Origin of the sequence: Pseudomonas sp. W2I6, assembly GCF_030815935.1 — a bacterium.
Lineage (GTDB): Bacteria > Pseudomonadota > Gammaproteobacteria > Pseudomonadales > Pseudomonadaceae > Aquipseudomonas.
The window spans coordinates 2,041,562-2,058,400 of the sequence record NZ_JAUSXJ010000001.1 but is presented as its reverse complement, the minus strand read 5'-3'; the positions used below and the strand labels follow the sequence as shown (position 1 = coordinate 2,058,400).

The window sequence follows — 16,839 nt, the reverse complement described above, 5'->3', positions numbered from 1 at the left end:
CACAGTTTTTCCGTGTCAGCGCAAACGGCGCAGGTGTTTACGCATAGGAATACAGGCCAACTGCAACCCCGATGGCGAGTGGTAGATCGCCTGCTCATCGCCCACATACCCGCACCGCCGATAAAAATCCGCCGCATTCAACGTCGCGTCCAGGATCACTTCCTCGATCCCCAATTCCTGCGCCAACGCTTCCAGATACGCCAGTATCTGCTTGCCAATCCCGCGTCCGGTAAACCCGGGCAGCACAAACAGCGCACCGATTTCGTTGTTCGCCAGATCCAGCATGCCGGTGGCGACCGGCTCACCGTCGACACATCCCAGGTAAAAATGCTTGTCCATCAGCGCTGCATAACCATCTTCAGCCGAGCCTTGCGTCCACAACATCATCTGCTCGGACGTATAGGCGCCGATGCATTGGCTGCGTATGGCCAACAGGCGAATGTCGAAGGCTGCCTGTGCATCTTCCAGCGTGGCGCGTCGTATCTCGAGCATCTGTCCCTCCATGGACGTCAGGCGTTCTCGTCACCCGGCCGGGTAAACGAATAGCGATCAATATCGGTCCTCAACTGCCAGCCCTGGCCCTGCCAATAGCGGGCAGCACTGTCATTGGTCTTGAACACATCCAGGTGGCATTTGCGGATGCCCAATTGCGCCAGGCGGGTGAGGCAGCGCTCAACCAACGCATTCGCAATACCCTGGCGCCGATACGCGGGCAGCACCAGCAGGTGCTGCAAATACCCGCGCCGGCCATCGTGCCCGCACATCACGCACCCAACCAGCCCCCCGTCGACCTCGGCGACGAAACTCATGCCTGGATTGCGCTCCAGGTAACGCTCAGTGGCCTCGCGGGAGTCGGCATCGCGCAGGGAGATGCCAGGCGTTTTCTGCATCAGTTCGAGCACGGCGTCGTAGTCGGCAGTGCTCATTACGCGAATAGTGACCATGGTGTTCAAAGCCCTCTGAGTTCGCACTGATTTTGCCTGTAGTTGTGCCGGTCGCGCACGCATAAATACACGACCGGATAACCGCTTGAGTCAACGCAGCTGAAACCAGGTGGTTTTCAGCTGCGTGTACTTGTCAAAAGCGTGCAGCGACAAATCACGCCCGAACCCGGATTGCTTGCCACCACCGAACGGCACCGCCACATCCAGGGCGTCGATGGTGTTGACCGACACCGTCCCGGCATTCAGCGCCCGGGCCACGCGGTGCGCACGGTTGAGGTCATCACTCCATACCGAGGCCGCCAGGCCGTAGAGGCTGTCGTTGGCCTGCTGTATCGCCTGCTCTTCCGTGTCGAAAGCGCTGACGGCAAGCACCGGGCCGAACACTTCATCACGGGACAGGGCCATGTCGCGGGTCACGTCGGCAAAAATGCTCGGCTGGATGAAGTTGGAGGAGCCATTGATGGTCAACTGTTCGCCACCGCACAACAGCCTGGCGCCCTCCCCCTGGGCCTGGCTGATGGCGTGCATGATGCGTGCGGTTTGCTGACTGTCGACGATGGCACCGGCCGCACTGCCCGGGTCCAGCGGATCACCCGGCATCCAGGCGCGCGACTTGGCGATCAGGCGCTCGACGAATTCGTCATGGATGGAGCGTTGCACGTAGAGACGGGAGTTGGCCGAACACACTTCGCCCTGGTTGAAAAAGATGCCGAAGGCGGCCTTCTCCGCCGCAAGGTTTAGGTCCTGGCAGTCCTCAAACACCAGGTTCGGGCTCTTGCCGCCACACTCCAGCCACACCTGTTTCAGGTTGGACTGGGCGGAATACTGCATGAAGTATTTGCCCACCTGAGTGGAGCCGGTGAACACCAGGCAATCCACGTCGGGGTGCAGCCCCAGGGCCTTGCCGGCACTGTCGCCGAGGCCGGGCACCACATTCAACACACCTTCCGGGACACCGGCTTCCAGGGCAAGCTGGGCCAGGCGCAGGGCAGAAAACGGCGACTGCTCGGCAGGTTTCAAGACCACGCTGTTACCGGCCGCCAACGCCGGCGCGAGTTTCCAGGCGGCCATGTCGAGCGGGAAGTTCCACGGCACCACCGCCGCGATCACCCCCAGTGCTTCACGCGTGATGGTTGCCAACGCGTTGTGAGCGGTGGGCGCGACTTGATCGTAGAGTTTGTCGAGGGCTTCGCCGTACCAGGCAAACACATTGGCGGCGCCGGGCACGTCAACGTTGTAGGCGTCCATCACCGGCTTGCCCATGTTCAGCGAATCGAGCAGCGCCAGTTCCTCGCGGTGGGTCATCAGTAATTCGGAGAGCCTGATCAAAATTTTCTTGCGCTCCACCGGCGGCATCCGTCGCCAGGGGCCGGTCTCGAAGGCCTGGCGTGCGCTGCGCACGGCCAGGTCGACTTCTGCGTCACCGCAGGCTGCAACCCGCGACAGCAACTGCTGGGTCGCAGGGTTAATGGCATCGAAGGTCGCCCCGGATGCCGCATTCACTGAGCGGCCACCGATCAGGGCGGTGTTGATGAACGTCTGGCGGGCAACACGCTGTTGCCAGTAGTTAAGGTCGAACACGTTGTACTCCCAATGAATGGCGATGGATAAACGAGGGGTTCACTCGGCGATCTGCAGTTCCGGCATCTTCACGCGCAGCCCCCGCGTGATGCCCAGCAGGCACAGGAGCCCAAGCCCCATCCAGCACAGGCCGATGGTGAACGACAGGCTGGAAAGGCTGCTCCACAGCCAGATCGTGCTGAGGAACCCAAGCGCCGGCACAACCGCGTACAGCAAGTAGTTCCTGGTGCCGCGCAACTTCTGGTCGACCAGGTAGTGCTTGATCACCGCCAGGTTCACCGCCGAGAACGCAAACAGCGCACCGAAGCTGATCATGTTGGCGACGGTATCCAGCGTGATGAACAAGGCAATCAGCGAGAACAGGCTGACCAGCACGATGGCCGTGGCGGGCACGCGCTTTTTCGTCACCAGCTTGCCGAGCACACGGGGCAGCGCGCCGTCACGCCCCATGGCGAACAGCACCCGCGACACACTGGCCTGGGAGACCATCGCCGAGGCGAAGCAACCGGCGACATAGGTTGCGGTAAAGGCGGTCACCAGCAGTTCGCCGCCCACCCGGCGCATCACATCCACCGAGGCGGCATCCGGGTCGACGAAGCTGTTCCATTGCGGGAACACCATTTGCGCGAAATACGAAACCAGCAGGAACAGCAGTCCGCCGAACAGCGACACCACCATGATCGCCAACGGGATGGTGCGGCGTGGGTTGGGCGTTTCCTCGGCCATGGTCGACACCGCATCGAAGCCAAGAAACGACAGGCACAGCACCGCGGCGCCCGCCATGATCAGCGGCGCGCTGAAGCCTTCATGGTGGAATGGCGCCAGCAGCGACACGGGTGCGGACTGCTCGCTCAGGGTGTGCACCGACAACGCCACGAACACCACGATGAACACCAACTGGGCGACGATGAGTATCCAGTTGACCCGGGTGATGGACTCGATGCCCACCAGGTTCAGCGTGGTCACCAGGGCAATCGAGCCGAGCACCCACACGGCGGTCGGCACCCCGGGAAAATACTCGGACATGTAGATGCCGATCAGCAAATAGCTGAGCAATGGCAGGAAGATGTAGTCCAGCAACAGGGTCCACCCGGCGATGAAGCCGAAGTAGGCGCCAAACGCCTTGCGGGTGTAGGAGTAGACCGAGCCCGAATAGGGATGCGCCTGGACCATGCGCCCATAGCTGTAGGCCGTCAGCAGCATGGCGGCGAGGGTCAGCATGTAGGCGGTCGGCAAGTGGCCCTTGGTCATTTGGGTTACCAGGCCGTAGGTGGTAAACACTGCCAGCGGCACCATGTACGCCAGGCCGAACAGCACCAACCCGATAAGACCCAGCGGCTGACGGAAGCGGCGGGACGAGGCGGCTTTGGGTGAGGATTGATGAGCGGGTGTATCGGTCACGTTTGTTATTGTATTCATGGGTGACTCCTGGAAATGGGGATGCAGGGCGTCGCGGCATTCGATGGCATCGATGCCGTTCAGCGTTGCCTGATGGAGGTTGCGCACCACCCCTCGCCTGGGGTGGCGCGCTGGTCACTTCAGAGTTTTCCCGCGATCCGTGCGGTGCGATCCACGGCGATGCGGGTCTTTTCAACCAGCTCGTCCAGCTCAGTGCGCGTGGCCACCAGTGCCGGCGCCATGATCATGCGGCCCAGCGTCGAGCGAATGATTACGCCCTCTTCGAAACCAAACGTGCGGCACTGCCAGGCCAGGTCGTTTTCGTTCTCGAAGCGCTTGCGGGTGCTCTTGTCTTCAGCGAACTGCAAGGCCGCGAGCAAGCCCGTGCCCTGGATCTCGCCGATCATCGGGTGATTGCCAAACACTTCATGGAGGATTTTTTGCAGGTACGGTCCGGTGTCGTTCTTCACCTGGCGCACGATGCCTTCGTCCCGCAGCGCCTTGAGGTTGGCCAGCGCCACCGCCGCCGCCACCGGGTGCCCGGAATAGGTCAGCCCGTGGGCAAACACGCCGCCGCGCTCCACCAGCGCATCGGCCACGCGCTTGCTCAGCACCAGGCCACCCATCGGCAGGTAACCGGAGGTCAGGCCCTTGGCGATGGACAGGGTGTCGGGCTCGAAACCGAAGTGTTGATGGGCGAACCATTCGCCGGTACGGCCAAAGCCACCAATCACCTCATCGGCACACAGCAGCACATCGTATTGCCGGCAAATGCGCTGGATCTCGGGCCAGTAGCTTTCCGGCGGGAAGATCATGCCGCCCGCGCCCTGGAACGGCTCGGCGATAAACCCGGCGACGTTTTCAGCGCCCAGCTCGAGGATTTTCTCTTCCAGCTGCAAGGCGCAGCGGCGGCCGAACTCGGCAGGCGTCAGCTCGCCGCCATGGGCGTACCAGTAGGGTTCGTCAATGTGTGCCACATCGGGAATCAGGCCGCCCATCTCGTGCATGAACTTCATGCCGCCCAGGGCAGACGCCGCCAGCGTGGAGCCGTGATAACCATTCCAGCGCCCGATCATGATTTTTTTCTGCGGCTGGCCGACCACTTGCCAGTAACGGCGCACGGTACGGATCAGTACTTCGTTGGCCTCGGAGCCCGAGTTGGTGTAGATCACGTGGCTGTAGTGGCCCGGCAACAGGCTGAAGAGCAACTCCGACAGCTCGATCACCGCCGGGTGGGTGGTGTGAAAGAACATGTTGTAGTACGCCAACTGGTCCATCTGGGCGGCAGCGGCAGCGGTCAAGTCCCTGCGACCGTAACCCAGCTGGGTGCACCACAGGCCCGACATGCCGTCCAGGTAACGCTTGCCTTCGCTGTCCCACAGGTAAAGGCCCTCACCGCGCACCATCACCCGCGGGCCTTCGGCATTCAGCGCTTTTTGATCGACAAATGCATGGATGTGGTGGGCCGCATCCGACTTCTGGTAGTCCTCGGTCAGGCGGTTCAGTTGGGCGGGTACGTTCATGGTATTTCTCTCTTATTAGTAGTGACGCAAGGGCGAGCAACGCCGCTCAGCGGTGCTTGCTCATGTAGCTTTCAAGGGGGTCTTTGCTCAGGACGCCCTGGGCTTCGGCCAGCGAATCGATAAACAGGGCAAACAGTTCCGATTGCGCGCCGATATCGAGCTTGGTGTAGATGTGCTTGCGGTGGGACTTGATGGTGTCTTCCGAGACATCGAGGCGTTCGGCCAGCGAACGGGTGGAATGCCCGCGCAGGATCAGTTGGGCGATCCGGCATTCCCGCTCGGTCAATATCGACGAGCCGAAGTTGTTCAGCGCCGAGTGAATGCGCTGCTCCAGCAGGTTTTCGAATCGCGCCCCCTGGGCATCCAGGCCAACGAAATGCTTGCCCAGCACCGCCAGCACCCACGGCGCGATGCGTTTGAATTGGCCGGTGATGGTGGCGTCGAGCTTTTGCGTAAAGGCCAGCGACACCGCCAGGCTCGAGCCGTTGCTCGACTGCAGGATGTAGTTCAGCTCATCCTCCAGATGGGAGTGGCGGTAAAACGACTGGAAGTATTCGCTGAGCTCGAAGTGATCGGGGGCGACCTCGGCCAGCTCGTAACACCCGGAGCTGACGCCCTCCACACAGGCCCCGTAAAACGGGTCGAGCAGATAAAACCCCGACAGGTACTGGCGCACATTGCCTTGTGGCAACCATGGCCCGTCCAGCTCGAACAGCGCACTGGGCATGCCACCGCGCGGGTAGAAATACAGCGTGGTGGCCTGGATCGGCTGGAGATAACCGAGAGCCTCGAACAAGGTCGCGGCGAACCCCGATTGCCCGATGCTATCGGTCACCCGGGCCATCTGTTCGAACCATTGCGCAGAAGAAAGCCGGTCGTTTTCCACTTCAAACACTCGCTGAAAGAACTGCAAGGATGGTTGCACACCCGCTCCATCCTCGAAATCACCCGATAGGGTGAGCCTGCATCCGATATTTATGCTCACTTCCCAGCTTAATAATATTTTATTAAAAACCGCCCTCCCCCTAGCCTTGAAGCCATGCCCAAGCTGAATCCAACTGCATTACGCAAGGACAGACACATGACTCAAGCAATAACAAAAACAGACACGCTGGTGGTGGGAGCCGGTCAGGCTGGCGTCGCCATGAGCGAGCACCTGAGCAAGCAAGGCGTGCCGCACCTGGTGCTGGAGCGCAGCCGTATCGCCGAGCGCTGGCGCACCGGCCGCTGGGACTCGCTGGTCGCCAACGGCCCGGCCTGGCATGACCGTTTTCCGGGCCTGGCCTTCGATAACGTCGCCCCCGATGGCTTTGCGCCGAAAGAGCGTGTGGCAGACTACTTCGAAGCCTATGCACGCAAGTTCAATGCACCGATTCGTACCGGCGTCGACGTGACCTCGGTGGTGCGCAATGTCGGTCGCCCAGGCTTCACCATCCACACCAGCGAAGGCGTGATCGAAGCCAACCGCGTGGTGGCGGCCACCGGGCCGTTCCAGAAGCCGGTGATTCCGGCGATTGCCCCTCAAGACAGCGCGCTGCACCAGATCCACTCCGCCGACTACCGCAACCCCGCGCAACTGCCGGCCGGCGCGGTGCTGGTGGTGGGGGCGGGTTCCTCCGGGGTGCAGATCGCCGACGAACTGCAACGCTCCGGGCGCCAGGTGTACCTGTCGGTGGGTGCTCACGACCGCCCACCGCGTGCCTATCGCAACCGCGATTTCTGCTGGTGGCTGGGCGTGTTGGGTGAGTGGGACCAGGCCGCGATGAAACCCGGCCGCGAGCACGTGACCATTGCGGTGAGCGGCGCCCACGGCGGCAAGACCATCGACTTCCGCGAGCTGGCCCAGCAAGGCATGACCCTGGTCGGCCTGACCCAATCCTTCAACGGCAGCGTTGCGAGCTTCCAGCCCAACCTGGTGGAAAACCTGGCCCGCGGCGATGAGAACTACCTGGCCCCTGCTGGATGCGGCGGATGCCTATATCGAGCGCAACGGCCTCGACCTGCCGCCAGAGCCCGAAGCGCGTCGCGTATTTCCCGATGCCGAGTGCATCAAGCACCCGATCCTGGAACTGGACCTGGCCAAGGCCGGTATCACTTCAATCATCTGGGCCACCGGCTTTGCCGTGGATTACAGCTGGCTGAAGGTCGATGCATTTGACGCCGCCGGCAAGCCGCAGCACCAGCGCGGCGTGGCCAGCGAGTCGGGCATCTACTTCCTCGGTTTGCCATGGCAGTCGCGCCGGGGCTCGTCGTTTATCTGGGGTGTGTGGCATGACGCCAAGTACGTGGCCGACCATATCGCCATCCAGCGCCAATACCTTGAGTACCGCGAACCCACACCGGTTGTTCACACCTCACCTGTCAGCGCCTGATCACTTTTTTCTGGAGTTTTTTTGATGCCTACTCACACTCGCATCCGCATGTTCAACACCAAGGAAACCTACCCTAACCAGAGCCTGGACAATGACCTGTGCCAGGCCGTACGCGCCGGCAACACGGTGTATGTACGGGGCCAGGTGGGCACCGATTTCGACGGCAACCTGATCGGCCTTGGCGACCCGCGCGCGCAAGCCGAACAGGCAATGAAAAACGTCAAGCAACTGCTGGAAGAGGCCGGCAGCGACCTGAGCCACATCGTCAAGACCACCACCTACCTGATCGACCCGCGCTACCGCGAGCCGGTGTACCAGGAAGTCGGCAAGTGGCTCAAGGGCGTGTTCCCGATCTCCACCGGGTTGGTGGTTTCGGCCCTGGGCCAGCCACAGTGGCTGATGGAAATCGACGTGATTGCAGTCATCCCCGAGTAATCCAAGGAGGCACGACATGACCTTTTCAATCGTCGCCCGCTGCGCGGAAACCGGCCAGATGGGCATTGCCATCAGCTCATCGAGCATCGCCGTGGGCGCCCGCTGCCCATGGCTGCGGCCCGGCGTGGGTGCGGTCTCGACCCAGAACATCACCCTGCCCGCCCTCGGCCCGGACGTACTCGATCTATTGGAGCAAGGTCTTGCCCCTGCCGATGCCGTAGACAAGGCCCTGACCCGCAACGGCTACAGCCAATATCGGCAACTGACGGCGATTGATCACGTCGGGCGCACGGTGCATTTCAGCGGCAACGAAACCCTTGGCACCCACAATGCGGTGTCGGGCGAACAGTGCGTGGCCGCCGGCAATATGCTCGCCGACCGCGCGGTGATCGAGGCGATGGTCAAGGCCTTCGAGCAAGGCGAAGGCCAACTGGCAGACCGCCTGCTGGCCGCGATGCATGCAGCCATTGCCGCCGGGGGCGAAGCCGGGCCGGTGCATTCCGCCGCGCTGGTGGTGGTGGGCGAGCTGACCTGGCCGATCATCAACCTGCGGGTGGATTGGGCCGACGAGCAGCCGATCGCCGAGCTGCAAAAGCTCTGGGACGCCTACCGTCCACAGGTGCAGGACTACATCGACCGCGCCCTCGCCCCGGACCGCTCCCCGGGCTACGGCGTGGCCGGAGACGACCGATGAGCACCAGCCGCGAACTGCTGCAGGCGCTGGTGGGGTTTGATACCACCAGCCGCGAATCCAACCTGAAGCTGATCGAGTTCGTGCGCGATTACCTGGCAGGGTTCGGCGTGCCTTGCGAGTTGATCTACAACGATGAGCGCAGCAAGGCCAATCTGTTCGCCACCCTCGGCCCGGCGAATGTGCCCGGGATTGTGCTGTCGGGGCACACCGATGTGGTGCCGGTGGATGGCCAGCCGTGGACGTTGCCGCCGTTTGAGTTGACCGAACGCGACGGCAAGCTGTTTGGCCGGGGCACGGCGGACATGAAGGGCTACATCGCCTGTGTACTGGCGCTGGTGCCGGCCTTGGCAAGCGCAGACTTGCGCATGCCGGTGCACATCGCCCTGTCCTACGACGAGGAAGTCGGCTGCCTTGGGGTGCGTTCGTTGCTCAAGGTGCTGGAACAATGGCCGGTGAAACCGCTGCTGTGCATTATCGGCGAGCCCACCGAGTTGAAGCCGGTGCTGGGCCATAAAGGCAAGCTCGCCATGCGCTGTGAAGTGCATGGCGAGGCCTGCCATTCGGCGTATGCGCCCCAGGGCGTGAATGCGATCGAGTATGCGGCCGAGTTGATTGGTGAGCTGGGGCGAATCGGCCAGCGCCTCAAGGTGCATCAGGACGAGCGCTTTGACCCGCCGTTCAGCACCGTGCAAACCGGGGTGATCTCCGGGGGCAAGGCGTTGAATATCGTGCCTGCCGATTGCCGTTTTGACTTTGAAGTGCGCGCCCTGCCCTCGATGGACCCGGGTGAAGTGGCCGAGGAGCTGCAAGCCTATGCGATGCAGCAGGTGTTGCCGCGGATGCAGGCGGTGAGCCGGCAGAGTGCGATTCGCTTCAGTGAGTTGTCGGCGTACCCGGGGCTGGCCACCGACCAGCGCAGCCAGGCGGCGGAGCTGATTGCGGCGTTTTGCGACTCGCGGGAATTTGGCACCGTGGCGTTCGGGACCGAGGGTGGGTTGTTTGATGCGGCGGGCATTCCGACGGTGGTGTGCGGGCCTGGGAGCATGGACCAGGGGCATAAGCCGGATGAGTTTGTGAGTGTTGCGCAACTGAAGGCTTGCGATGCCATGTTGTTGCGCATGCTCGACTCGATTCGCGCCTGAAACGCGGGCCAAATGTGGGAGCGGGCTTGCTCGCGAATGCGGTGTGACAGTCACCCGATGTATTGACTGATCCACCGCTTTCGCGAGCAAGCCCGCTCCCACATTTTTAGTTCTGTGTCTAACCTAACAACCGCGCCAGCTCTTCCCGGCAATACTCCACAAACAACTGCACCGGCTTGGTCAACGGCGCCCGCCGCAACCACACCGCCGACAACCCCGACCCCGTCACCGTCTCCGCCAACGGCACGCACACCAGCTTCTGCCCGTCATAGGAATACGGCGAAAACGGCTTGGTCACCAGGATCGAAAACCCGAACCCGCGCCCCACCATCCCGCGCACCATCTCGATCGACGGCGAACTGAAGACAATATTCGGCGTCAGCCCACGCTCTTCAAAGATGCTCACGAAGTACGTCCGGCTCGGCAGCACATCCAGCAAAATCATCGGTTCCAGCACCAAGTCCGCCAACGACACCTTGGCCTGCTGCGCAAACCGATGATCCGCCGGCAGCAACGCATAGGGTTGCTGCGGCGGCATCAGCGGCGTGGTCTCGATGGCGCTGCCCAGGTCATGCTCAAACAGCATCGCCACATCGATACTGCCGGCCGTCAGCGCCTGCACCAGTTCCTGTTGTTCGCCATCGCGCAGACGGATTTCCACCCCCGGCCAACGCTCCCGGAAACCGGCAATCAACCGCGGCAAATACAGCGGTGCCACGGTTTCGAAGCAACCGATATCGATCTGCCCCGCCACCACGTCATTGTCTGCCAGGGCGTTCTGCTCAAACTCATGGGCCACCCGCAGCAGCTCCAGGGCTTTACGATAGAACCGCGCACCGCTTGGCGTCAGCGACACCCCTTGGGCGTGATGGCGGATAAACAGCTGCACACCGAAGCTGTCTTCCAACTGCTTGATGGCCGTCGACACCGACGGTTGCGCGATATAGAGCTTGCGCGAGGCCTCTGCCACGCTGCCGCACTCGGCCGTGGTTACAAAATATCTGAGCTGGCGCAGGTTATAGGCAGCCATCGGGACCTCCATAAACGTGGGATTTCGCCCCAAACAAGTGCGTGAAAATCGGCTTTTTCACACTGATTCAAGTGCATGCAACATACCGGAGCAAAAAACCCCGCGAGATATTATTTTTAAGGTCTATAGCAACAAACTTACTAATTTACCTCCCTGTGACCATTGCACATGATCACTCCAACAACAAAAGCGACGCACACGCGCCGCCCAGCGAAGTACGTCAACGTACTCACCTTGCCTTGGAGCTCGTCATGGTTACCACTGCAACATCCTCCGCCCCGCTTATCGAAAAACACACGATTGGATACGTGCCCCCGGAAGATCGCCACGGAAAGGTAAGAGACCTGTTCACCCTGTGGTTCGGCGGCAACATTGCGCCGTTGCCCATCGTCACCGGCGCGCTGGCCGTGCAACTGTTCGGCCTGAACCTGGTGTGGGGCATCATCGCCATCCTCGTCGGCCACCTCGTCGGCGGCGTGCTGATGGCGCTGCACTCGGCCCAGGGCCCGCAGATGGGCATCCCGCAAATGATCCAGAGCCGCGCCCAATTCGGCTCCCTCGGTGCGCTGCTGGTGGTGGTGATCGCCGGCGTGATGTACATCGGCTTCTTCGCCTCCAACATCGTACTGGCGGGCAAATCCCTGCACGGCGTGGTCGATGCGATCCCGGTGCCCGTGGGCATCGTCATCGGCGCCATCGGCTCGGGGATCATCGGCATCATCGGCTACCGCTTCATCCACGTCCTCAACCGCATCGGCACCTGGGTGCTGGGCGCGGGCATCGTGCTGGGTTTCGGCTACATCTTCACCCATGTGCAGACGGCCGACTTCCTGACACGCGGCAACTTCAACATCTCCGGCTGGCTGGCCACCGTGTCGCTGGCCGCGCTGTGGCAGATCGCGTTTGCGCCGTATGTTTCTGACTATTCGCGCTACCTGCCGGCGGATGTGCCGGTGGCGTCGACCTTCTGGACCACCTATCTGGGAACCGTGCTCGGTTCCAGCCTGTCGTTCATCTTTGGTGCGGTTGCGGTACTGGCTACGCCGGTGGGCATGGACACCATGGACGCGGTCAAACTGGCGACCGGCTCCATTGGCCCGCTGATGCTGTTGCTGTTCCTGCTCAGCGTGATCAGCCATAACGCACTTAACCTGTACGGCGCGGTGCTGTCGTTGATCACCCTGGTACAGACCTTTGCCTACCGCTGGATCCCGACCGCCAAGGCGCGTGCAGTGATCTCGGTGCTGGTGCTGGCGGCGTGCTCGATTGCGGCGGTGTTTGCGTCAAAGGATTTTATCGGGCACTTCGTGGACATGGTGCTGGTGCTGCTGGTGGTACTGGTGCCGTGGACGGCGATCAACCTGATCGACTTCTATGCGATCCATAAGGGCAAGTACGACATCGGTTCGATCTTTCGCGTGGATGGAGGGATCTACGGGCGGTACAACCCTCAGGCGCTGGTGGCCTATGCGGTGGGGATTGTGGTGCAGATTCCGTTTATGAATACGCCGCTGTATGTCGGGCCGATTTCGGCGCATATCAACGGGGCGGATTTGTCCTGGTTGGTGGGGTTGGTGGTGACGTCGCCGTTGTATTTCTGGTTGGCGAGTCGGGACAGTGCTTATAAGCGTCGGTTGGAGGGGGGGAAGTTGGTGGGTGGGGTTTAATAGAGCCTGGCCCAGTTACGAGAAAACCCGCATTTGCGGGTTTTCCAGTTATCCGGCTTGGCGAATATTGATGGTTCCAGGAAGGCCGCCATCGCGGCCTCGCTAAAGCTCGACGGCTCCCACAGGGGGGCGGTGGTGTGAGTGGTTTTTGTGTTCGGCGGTGCTGTCGGGGTGTTCTTTCTTTATCATGGGGGCCGTCGTTCAACTTCTCCGGTAACCCAATGCCCGCCCTCACCTTCCGTAACGCCAACCCCGCCGACGCCAACCGTTGCTACGAAATCGAAATCACCGCCTACGAAGGCGACGAAGCCGCGACCCTGGAAAAGATCGCCACGCGCATCGCGCTGTACCCGCAAGGCTTTCTGATCCTGGAGGCGGATGGCGTTGTGGTCGGTTTCATCAACTGCGGTTGCGCCGATGAAGTGGTGATGTCGGATGAGGCCTTCAAGGAGTTGGTCGGGCATTCAGCCGATGCGCCGAATGTGGTGATCATGTCGGTGGTGGTGGATCCCGCCCAGCAAGGCAAGGGCTACTCCACGCGCTTGATGACGGAGTTCGTGCAGCGCATGCAGGCGATGGGCAAGAAGACCATTCACCTGATGTGCAAGGACCGCCATGTGGAGCTGTATAAGCGCATGGGCTATCGCTATGTGCAGCCGTCGGCGTCGGACCACGGCGGGATGGCGTGGCATGAGATGGTGATGGATATCTAGCCATCGCACTCCACCCTGTGGCGAGGGAGCTTGCTCCCGTTGGGGTGCGAAGCGCCCCTGATTCAGTGGACGCGGTTTTTCAGAGACCTGGTGACTGGTTTTGGGGCTGCTGTACAGCCCAACGGGAGCAAGCTCCCTCGCCACAGGGAAAGCATTTGCCTTGGGTTACAGGTTTCCCCCGGCCCACACGTGCGGGCGACGTGCAGCCCAAGGCGTTGCCCGTTCCAGCTGCGTCGCCAGGCCAAGCAACATGCCCTCCTGGCCAAACGCGCCCATGAACTGCATGCCGATCGGCAGCCCGCTCCGGGAATCATGACCCAGCGGCACCGACATCGCCGGCGCGCCAATGACGTTGGCCAGCGCGGTAAACGGCGAATGCGCAAACACTCGATTCATCCACCCTCGCCCGTCCAGTTGCGCCTGGCCCTGGTTGTAGTCGCCGATCATCGGCGCCAGCCCGGGCAGTGTGGGCGACAGCAGCACGTCATATCGCTGGAACAGGCCACCCATGTGGCGCGCGACGATGTTGCGTTCCCACAGGGCCCCCAACAGGTCTGTCGCTTGCAGTGACTTGCCCAGGCGATACAACGCCAGTGTCGCCGGTTCCAGGTATTCAGCGCTGATCGAACGACCCGTAGCGCCGGCAACTGCGTCTATCCAGGCTGCCGTGTTCGACGACCAGAAACGCGCATTGAGTTCGACAAACGCCTCCCAACTCACGCCAATGTCCGGCTGGATTTCTTCAACCTGATGACCCAACGCTTCCAGTTGCCTGGCGGTATTGAACAGCGCCTGTTCCACCGCCGGATGCAGCTTCTGCCCGTTTAAAGGCAGGTGCTGGAGGGCAATGCGCAACGAACCAGGCGCCCGTTGGGCAAGGGCCGAAAAGCTGCTTTCTGGCGGTGCTATGTGAAACGGATCTCCAGGCGCGCCGCCATGGATCGCGTCGAGCATGCCAGCGCTGTCGCGTACCGAGCGGGTCAATACCCCGTGCACTGCCAAACCACTCCAGACTTCGTCGACGTCCGGCCCCATGGGCACGCGACCACGGCTCGGCTTGAGCCCGAACAGGCCGCACATGGACGCGGGTACGCGGATTGAGCCGCCGCCATCGGTCGCATGCGCCACCGGTACCAACCCCGCCGCCACCGCCGCTGCCGAGCCGCCGCTGGAACCACCGGCGCTGCGCTGCACGTCCCACGGGTTGCGGGTGGGGCCTGAAAAGCGGCTTTCGGTGGTGGTGCTGGCGGCGAATTCGGGGGTGGTGGTGCGGCCCAACGGCATGAGGCCGGCGCGGCGCAGGCGGGTCATCAGTTCCGAGTCGGCATCGGCGGTGCAGCCCTGCGCGAGCGCGCTGCCGAGTTCATTGCGGCGGCCTGCGGCGCTGACGCCCAGGTCTTTGAGCAGCAGCGGCACGCCATGGAACGGGCCTTGGGCCGCAACCGGTTCATCGTCCCAGGCTTCCACCAGGGCGTTGATCTGCGGGTTGACGGCTAAGATGGCTTGCAGGGCCACCGCGCGCACCTCGTCGACACTGACAGCGTGGGTGTGGATCAGGCGTGCCAGGCCGGTAGCATCCTGATCGGCATATTCAGACAGGTACATGAAACCCTCCAAACGGGTATGATGAATACTATTCGGTATCGGACGATACCGATAAGTATCATGCGATACTCCATGGTATCGCTGTCAAGTGGAGAATGTGCATGCGTGCGCAACGGACACCTCAACTGCCGCCCCGCGAGCGGATCGTCGATGCGGCGCAAACGCTGTTTGTCGAACAGGGCATCACCCGTGTCAGCGTGGATGCCATTGCGGCACTGGCCGCCTCGACCAAGATGACCGTGTACCGGCATTTCGAGAATAAGGATGCGCTGGTGCTGGAGTGGCTGGAGCGCCTGACGGAAAGCTACAGCGATGTGCTGGATGGCCTGGCGCAGCAACACCCCGACTCCCCCAGGGAACAACTGCTGGGCTTGGCGGTTTTTATCGTCGACGACCTGGAACGGGCGGGCTATCGCGGTTGCCCGTTTACCAACACCCTCGCGGAAATTCCGGAGGCCGATCACCCTGCGCGAGCGCTGATCCAGGCGCATAAAAAACGCCAGTTTGAGCGGGTGAAGCTGCTGTGCACGCAGCTCAAGGCGAGCAAGCCCGGGGAGCTGGCTGAAGAGCTGACGTTGTTGATGGAAGGTGCCCAGGTGGTTGCGCAAAACAAAGGCGTGGATCAGGTGGGTGAACGGCTGATGCGGATGGTGCGGGAACGGCTTTGACAGGGAGCAGAACCTGATGAAACAGCATTTGATTGAGATAGGTGACCAACCAGACGCCGAAGCCGAGCAGCTTCTCGGCAAGGGACTCGCCGCCTTCAACGAACACATCACCGGCTCCAATGACCGACGTCCGTTGACGGTGCTGATCAAGGATCCCGACACCGGTGAAACCCTCGGCGGCATCACCGGCAAAACCAGCCTCGGGATGGCGTTCCTCGACCTGTTCCATTTGCCCGATGCGCTGCGTGGTTCAGGCCTGGGTACATCGCTGCTGAAGGCGTTCGAAGACGAAGCCCGTCACCGAGGGTGCCGCTCGGCGGTGCTGTACACCATCAGTTTCCAGGCCCCGGAATTTTACGAGAAGAATGGGTGGGTACGTTTTGGTGAAATACCCTGCGACCCGCAAGGCAGCAGCCGGGTTTTCCTCAGCAAAACGCTCTGACGGCTAGACGCCAAGCCTTTTGCCAAACAACCGATTTTCATGGGTTTCATTCTGGAACGTATACGTAGGCGCCCCCAATAGCTCATAACCACGACGCGGGTAAAAACCCAGCGCCCGCTCGTTGCCGACCCACACCGTCGCCCACAACAAAGAAGCGCCACCCTGCCCTGCGCGCTGTTCAGCCGCTTGCAGCAAACGGTAGCCGAGTCCGAGCCCGGTAAACCGTTCCTGGATGTAGAGCCGCTGCAACTCCGCCGGTTTCGGGGTTGAGATCAGCGCATGGCCGGTGTCCATCGCCACCTGGGCAAACCCCACCAGATGCCCGTTGGCTTCAGCGACGATGATGGCCGTAGCCGGCTGGACGATCAGCGCGGAAATCGTCTGGGGCGAAAACGCTTGCAGCGCCTCGGCGGCGATTGAGTCGCGAATGCCTTCGGTGGCGTAAGTATCGAGAAAAACCTGCATGCCCAGCACACCAACGCATAACGCGTCTTCAGGCCGTGCATCGCGGATAAGCATGTCGGGAAGCATTCGAGGGGTACTCTCAAAATCAGCAAAGGCAACGTTTTAACACAACTGCACATCTCTTCAATTGCCAGCCTGAATTTGCCCCAGTAGGGTTGTC

Annotated in this window: 16 protein-coding genes and 1 pseudogene; 8 read left to right on the top strand and 9 right to left on the bottom strand. The window is 61.8% G+C overall.

What is annotated here, in order from left to right; genetic code table 11:
- Positions 1-15: 15 nt before the first annotated feature.
- The 6 genes from QF039_RS09760 to QF039_RS09735 all read right to left on the bottom strand — a co-directional run bounded on the left by QF039_RS09760 (position 16) and on the right by QF039_RS09735 (position 6,332).
- Positions 16-492 carry a GNAT family N-acetyltransferase gene (locus tag QF039_RS09760; RefSeq protein ID WP_307517729.1) on the bottom strand — a complete coding sequence of 159 codons (477 nt, stop codon included), beginning with the start codon at positions 490-492 and terminating at the stop codon, positions 16-18.
- A 17-nt stretch (positions 493-509) separates the two neighbouring features.
- Positions 510-1,007, bottom strand: coding sequence for a GNAT family N-acetyltransferase (locus tag QF039_RS09755; protein ID WP_256343956.1), 498 nt, complete (start codon positions 1,005-1,007; stop codon positions 510-512).
- 27 nt (positions 1,008-1,034) lie between these two features.
- The gene (locus tag QF039_RS09750; RefSeq protein WP_307517727.1) at positions 1,035-2,525 is read right to left on the bottom strand and encodes an aldehyde dehydrogenase; all 1,491 of its coding nucleotides are present in this window, start codon (positions 2,523-2,525) and stop codon (positions 1,035-1,037) included.
- Between the two features lie 39 nt (positions 2,526-2,564).
- Positions 2,565-3,944 carry an APC family permease gene (locus QF039_RS09745; protein ID WP_023658770.1) on the bottom strand — a complete coding sequence of 460 codons (1,380 nt, stop codon included), beginning with the start codon at positions 3,942-3,944 and terminating at the stop codon, positions 2,565-2,567.
- Positions 3,945-4,063: 119 nt separating this feature from the next.
- On the bottom strand, positions 4,064-5,446 hold the full coding sequence (locus QF039_RS09740) for an aspartate aminotransferase family protein (RefSeq protein ID WP_008435341.1): 1,383 nt from the start codon (positions 5,444-5,446) through the stop codon (positions 4,064-4,066).
- Between the two features lie 46 nt (positions 5,447-5,492).
- Positions 5,493-6,332 (bottom strand): helix-turn-helix transcriptional regulator, encoded by an 840-nt coding sequence (locus QF039_RS09735; RefSeq protein ID WP_177022031.1) that lies wholly within the window; start codon positions 6,330-6,332, stop codon positions 5,493-5,495.
- A gap of 153 nt (positions 6,333-6,485) precedes the next feature.
- On the opposite strand from QF039_RS09735, the pseudogene QF039_RS09730 reads away from it, so the two are divergent.
- The 4 genes and pseudogenes from QF039_RS09730 (at position 6,486) to argE (ending at position 10,089) form a co-directional block, all read left to right on the top strand.
- Positions 6,486-7,818, top strand: a pseudogene (locus tag QF039_RS09730) (flavin-containing monooxygenase).
- 24 nt (positions 7,819-7,842) lie between these two features.
- The gene (locus QF039_RS09725; RefSeq protein ID WP_003207327.1) at positions 7,843-8,253 is read left to right on the top strand and encodes a RidA family protein; all 411 of its coding nucleotides are present in this window, start codon (positions 7,843-7,845) and stop codon (positions 8,251-8,253) included.
- Between the two features lie 16 nt (positions 8,254-8,269).
- Positions 8,270-8,947, top strand: a complete 678-nt coding sequence (locus QF039_RS09720) for a DUF1028 domain-containing protein (protein WP_087692430.1) — start codon at positions 8,270-8,272, stop codon at positions 8,945-8,947.
- The gene (gene argE / locus QF039_RS09715; RefSeq protein WP_177019955.1) at positions 8,944-10,089 is read left to right on the top strand and encodes an acetylornithine deacetylase; all 1,146 of its coding nucleotides are present in this window, start codon (positions 8,944-8,946) and stop codon (positions 10,087-10,089) included. Before QF039_RS09720 ends, argE begins: the two co-directional genes overlap by 4 nt.
- Positions 10,090-10,207: 118 nt before the next feature.
- Here argE and QF039_RS09710 read toward each other — a convergent pair whose 3' ends face one another.
- Positions 10,208-11,119, bottom strand: coding sequence for a LysR substrate-binding domain-containing protein (locus QF039_RS09710; protein ID WP_003210159.1), 912 nt, complete (start codon positions 11,117-11,119; stop codon positions 10,208-10,210).
- A gap of 251 nt (positions 11,120-11,370) precedes the next feature.
- On the opposite strand from QF039_RS09710, the gene QF039_RS09705 reads away from it, so the two are divergent.
- Complete coding sequence (locus tag QF039_RS09705; RefSeq protein WP_003210161.1) at positions 11,371-12,786, top strand: cytosine permease; 1,416 nt, start codon at positions 11,371-11,373, stop codon at positions 12,784-12,786.
- A 221-nt stretch (positions 12,787-13,007) separates the two neighbouring features.
- Positions 13,008-13,499, top strand: a complete 492-nt coding sequence (locus QF039_RS09700) for a GNAT family N-acetyltransferase (RefSeq protein ID WP_177039883.1) — start codon at positions 13,008-13,010, stop codon at positions 13,497-13,499.
- A gap of 165 nt (positions 13,500-13,664) precedes the next feature.
- Here QF039_RS09700 and QF039_RS09695 read toward each other — a convergent pair whose 3' ends face one another.
- Positions 13,665-15,104, bottom strand: a complete 1,440-nt coding sequence (locus tag QF039_RS09695) for an amidase (protein ID WP_307517717.1) — start codon at positions 15,102-15,104, stop codon at positions 13,665-13,667.
- 101 nt (positions 15,105-15,205) lie between these two features.
- Here QF039_RS09695 and QF039_RS09690 point away from each other — a divergent pair, with 101 nt between their 5' ends.
- Positions 15,206-15,772 (top strand): TetR/AcrR family transcriptional regulator, encoded by a 567-nt coding sequence (locus QF039_RS09690; protein ID WP_177019951.1) that lies wholly within the window; start codon positions 15,206-15,208, stop codon positions 15,770-15,772.
- Positions 15,773-15,788: 16 nt separating this feature from the next.
- Positions 15,789-16,214: an N-acetyltransferase gene (locus QF039_RS09685; protein ID WP_008435362.1), complete on the top strand. Its 426-nt coding sequence runs from the start codon at positions 15,789-15,791 to the stop codon at positions 16,212-16,214.
- Between the two features lie 3 nt (positions 16,215-16,217).
- On the opposite strand, the gene QF039_RS09680 is transcribed toward QF039_RS09685, so the two are convergent.
- Positions 16,218-16,733, bottom strand: a complete 516-nt coding sequence (locus QF039_RS09680; protein WP_307517715.1) for a GNAT family N-acetyltransferase — start codon at positions 16,731-16,733, stop codon at positions 16,218-16,220.
- Between the last annotated feature and the right edge of the window lie 106 nt (positions 16,734-16,839).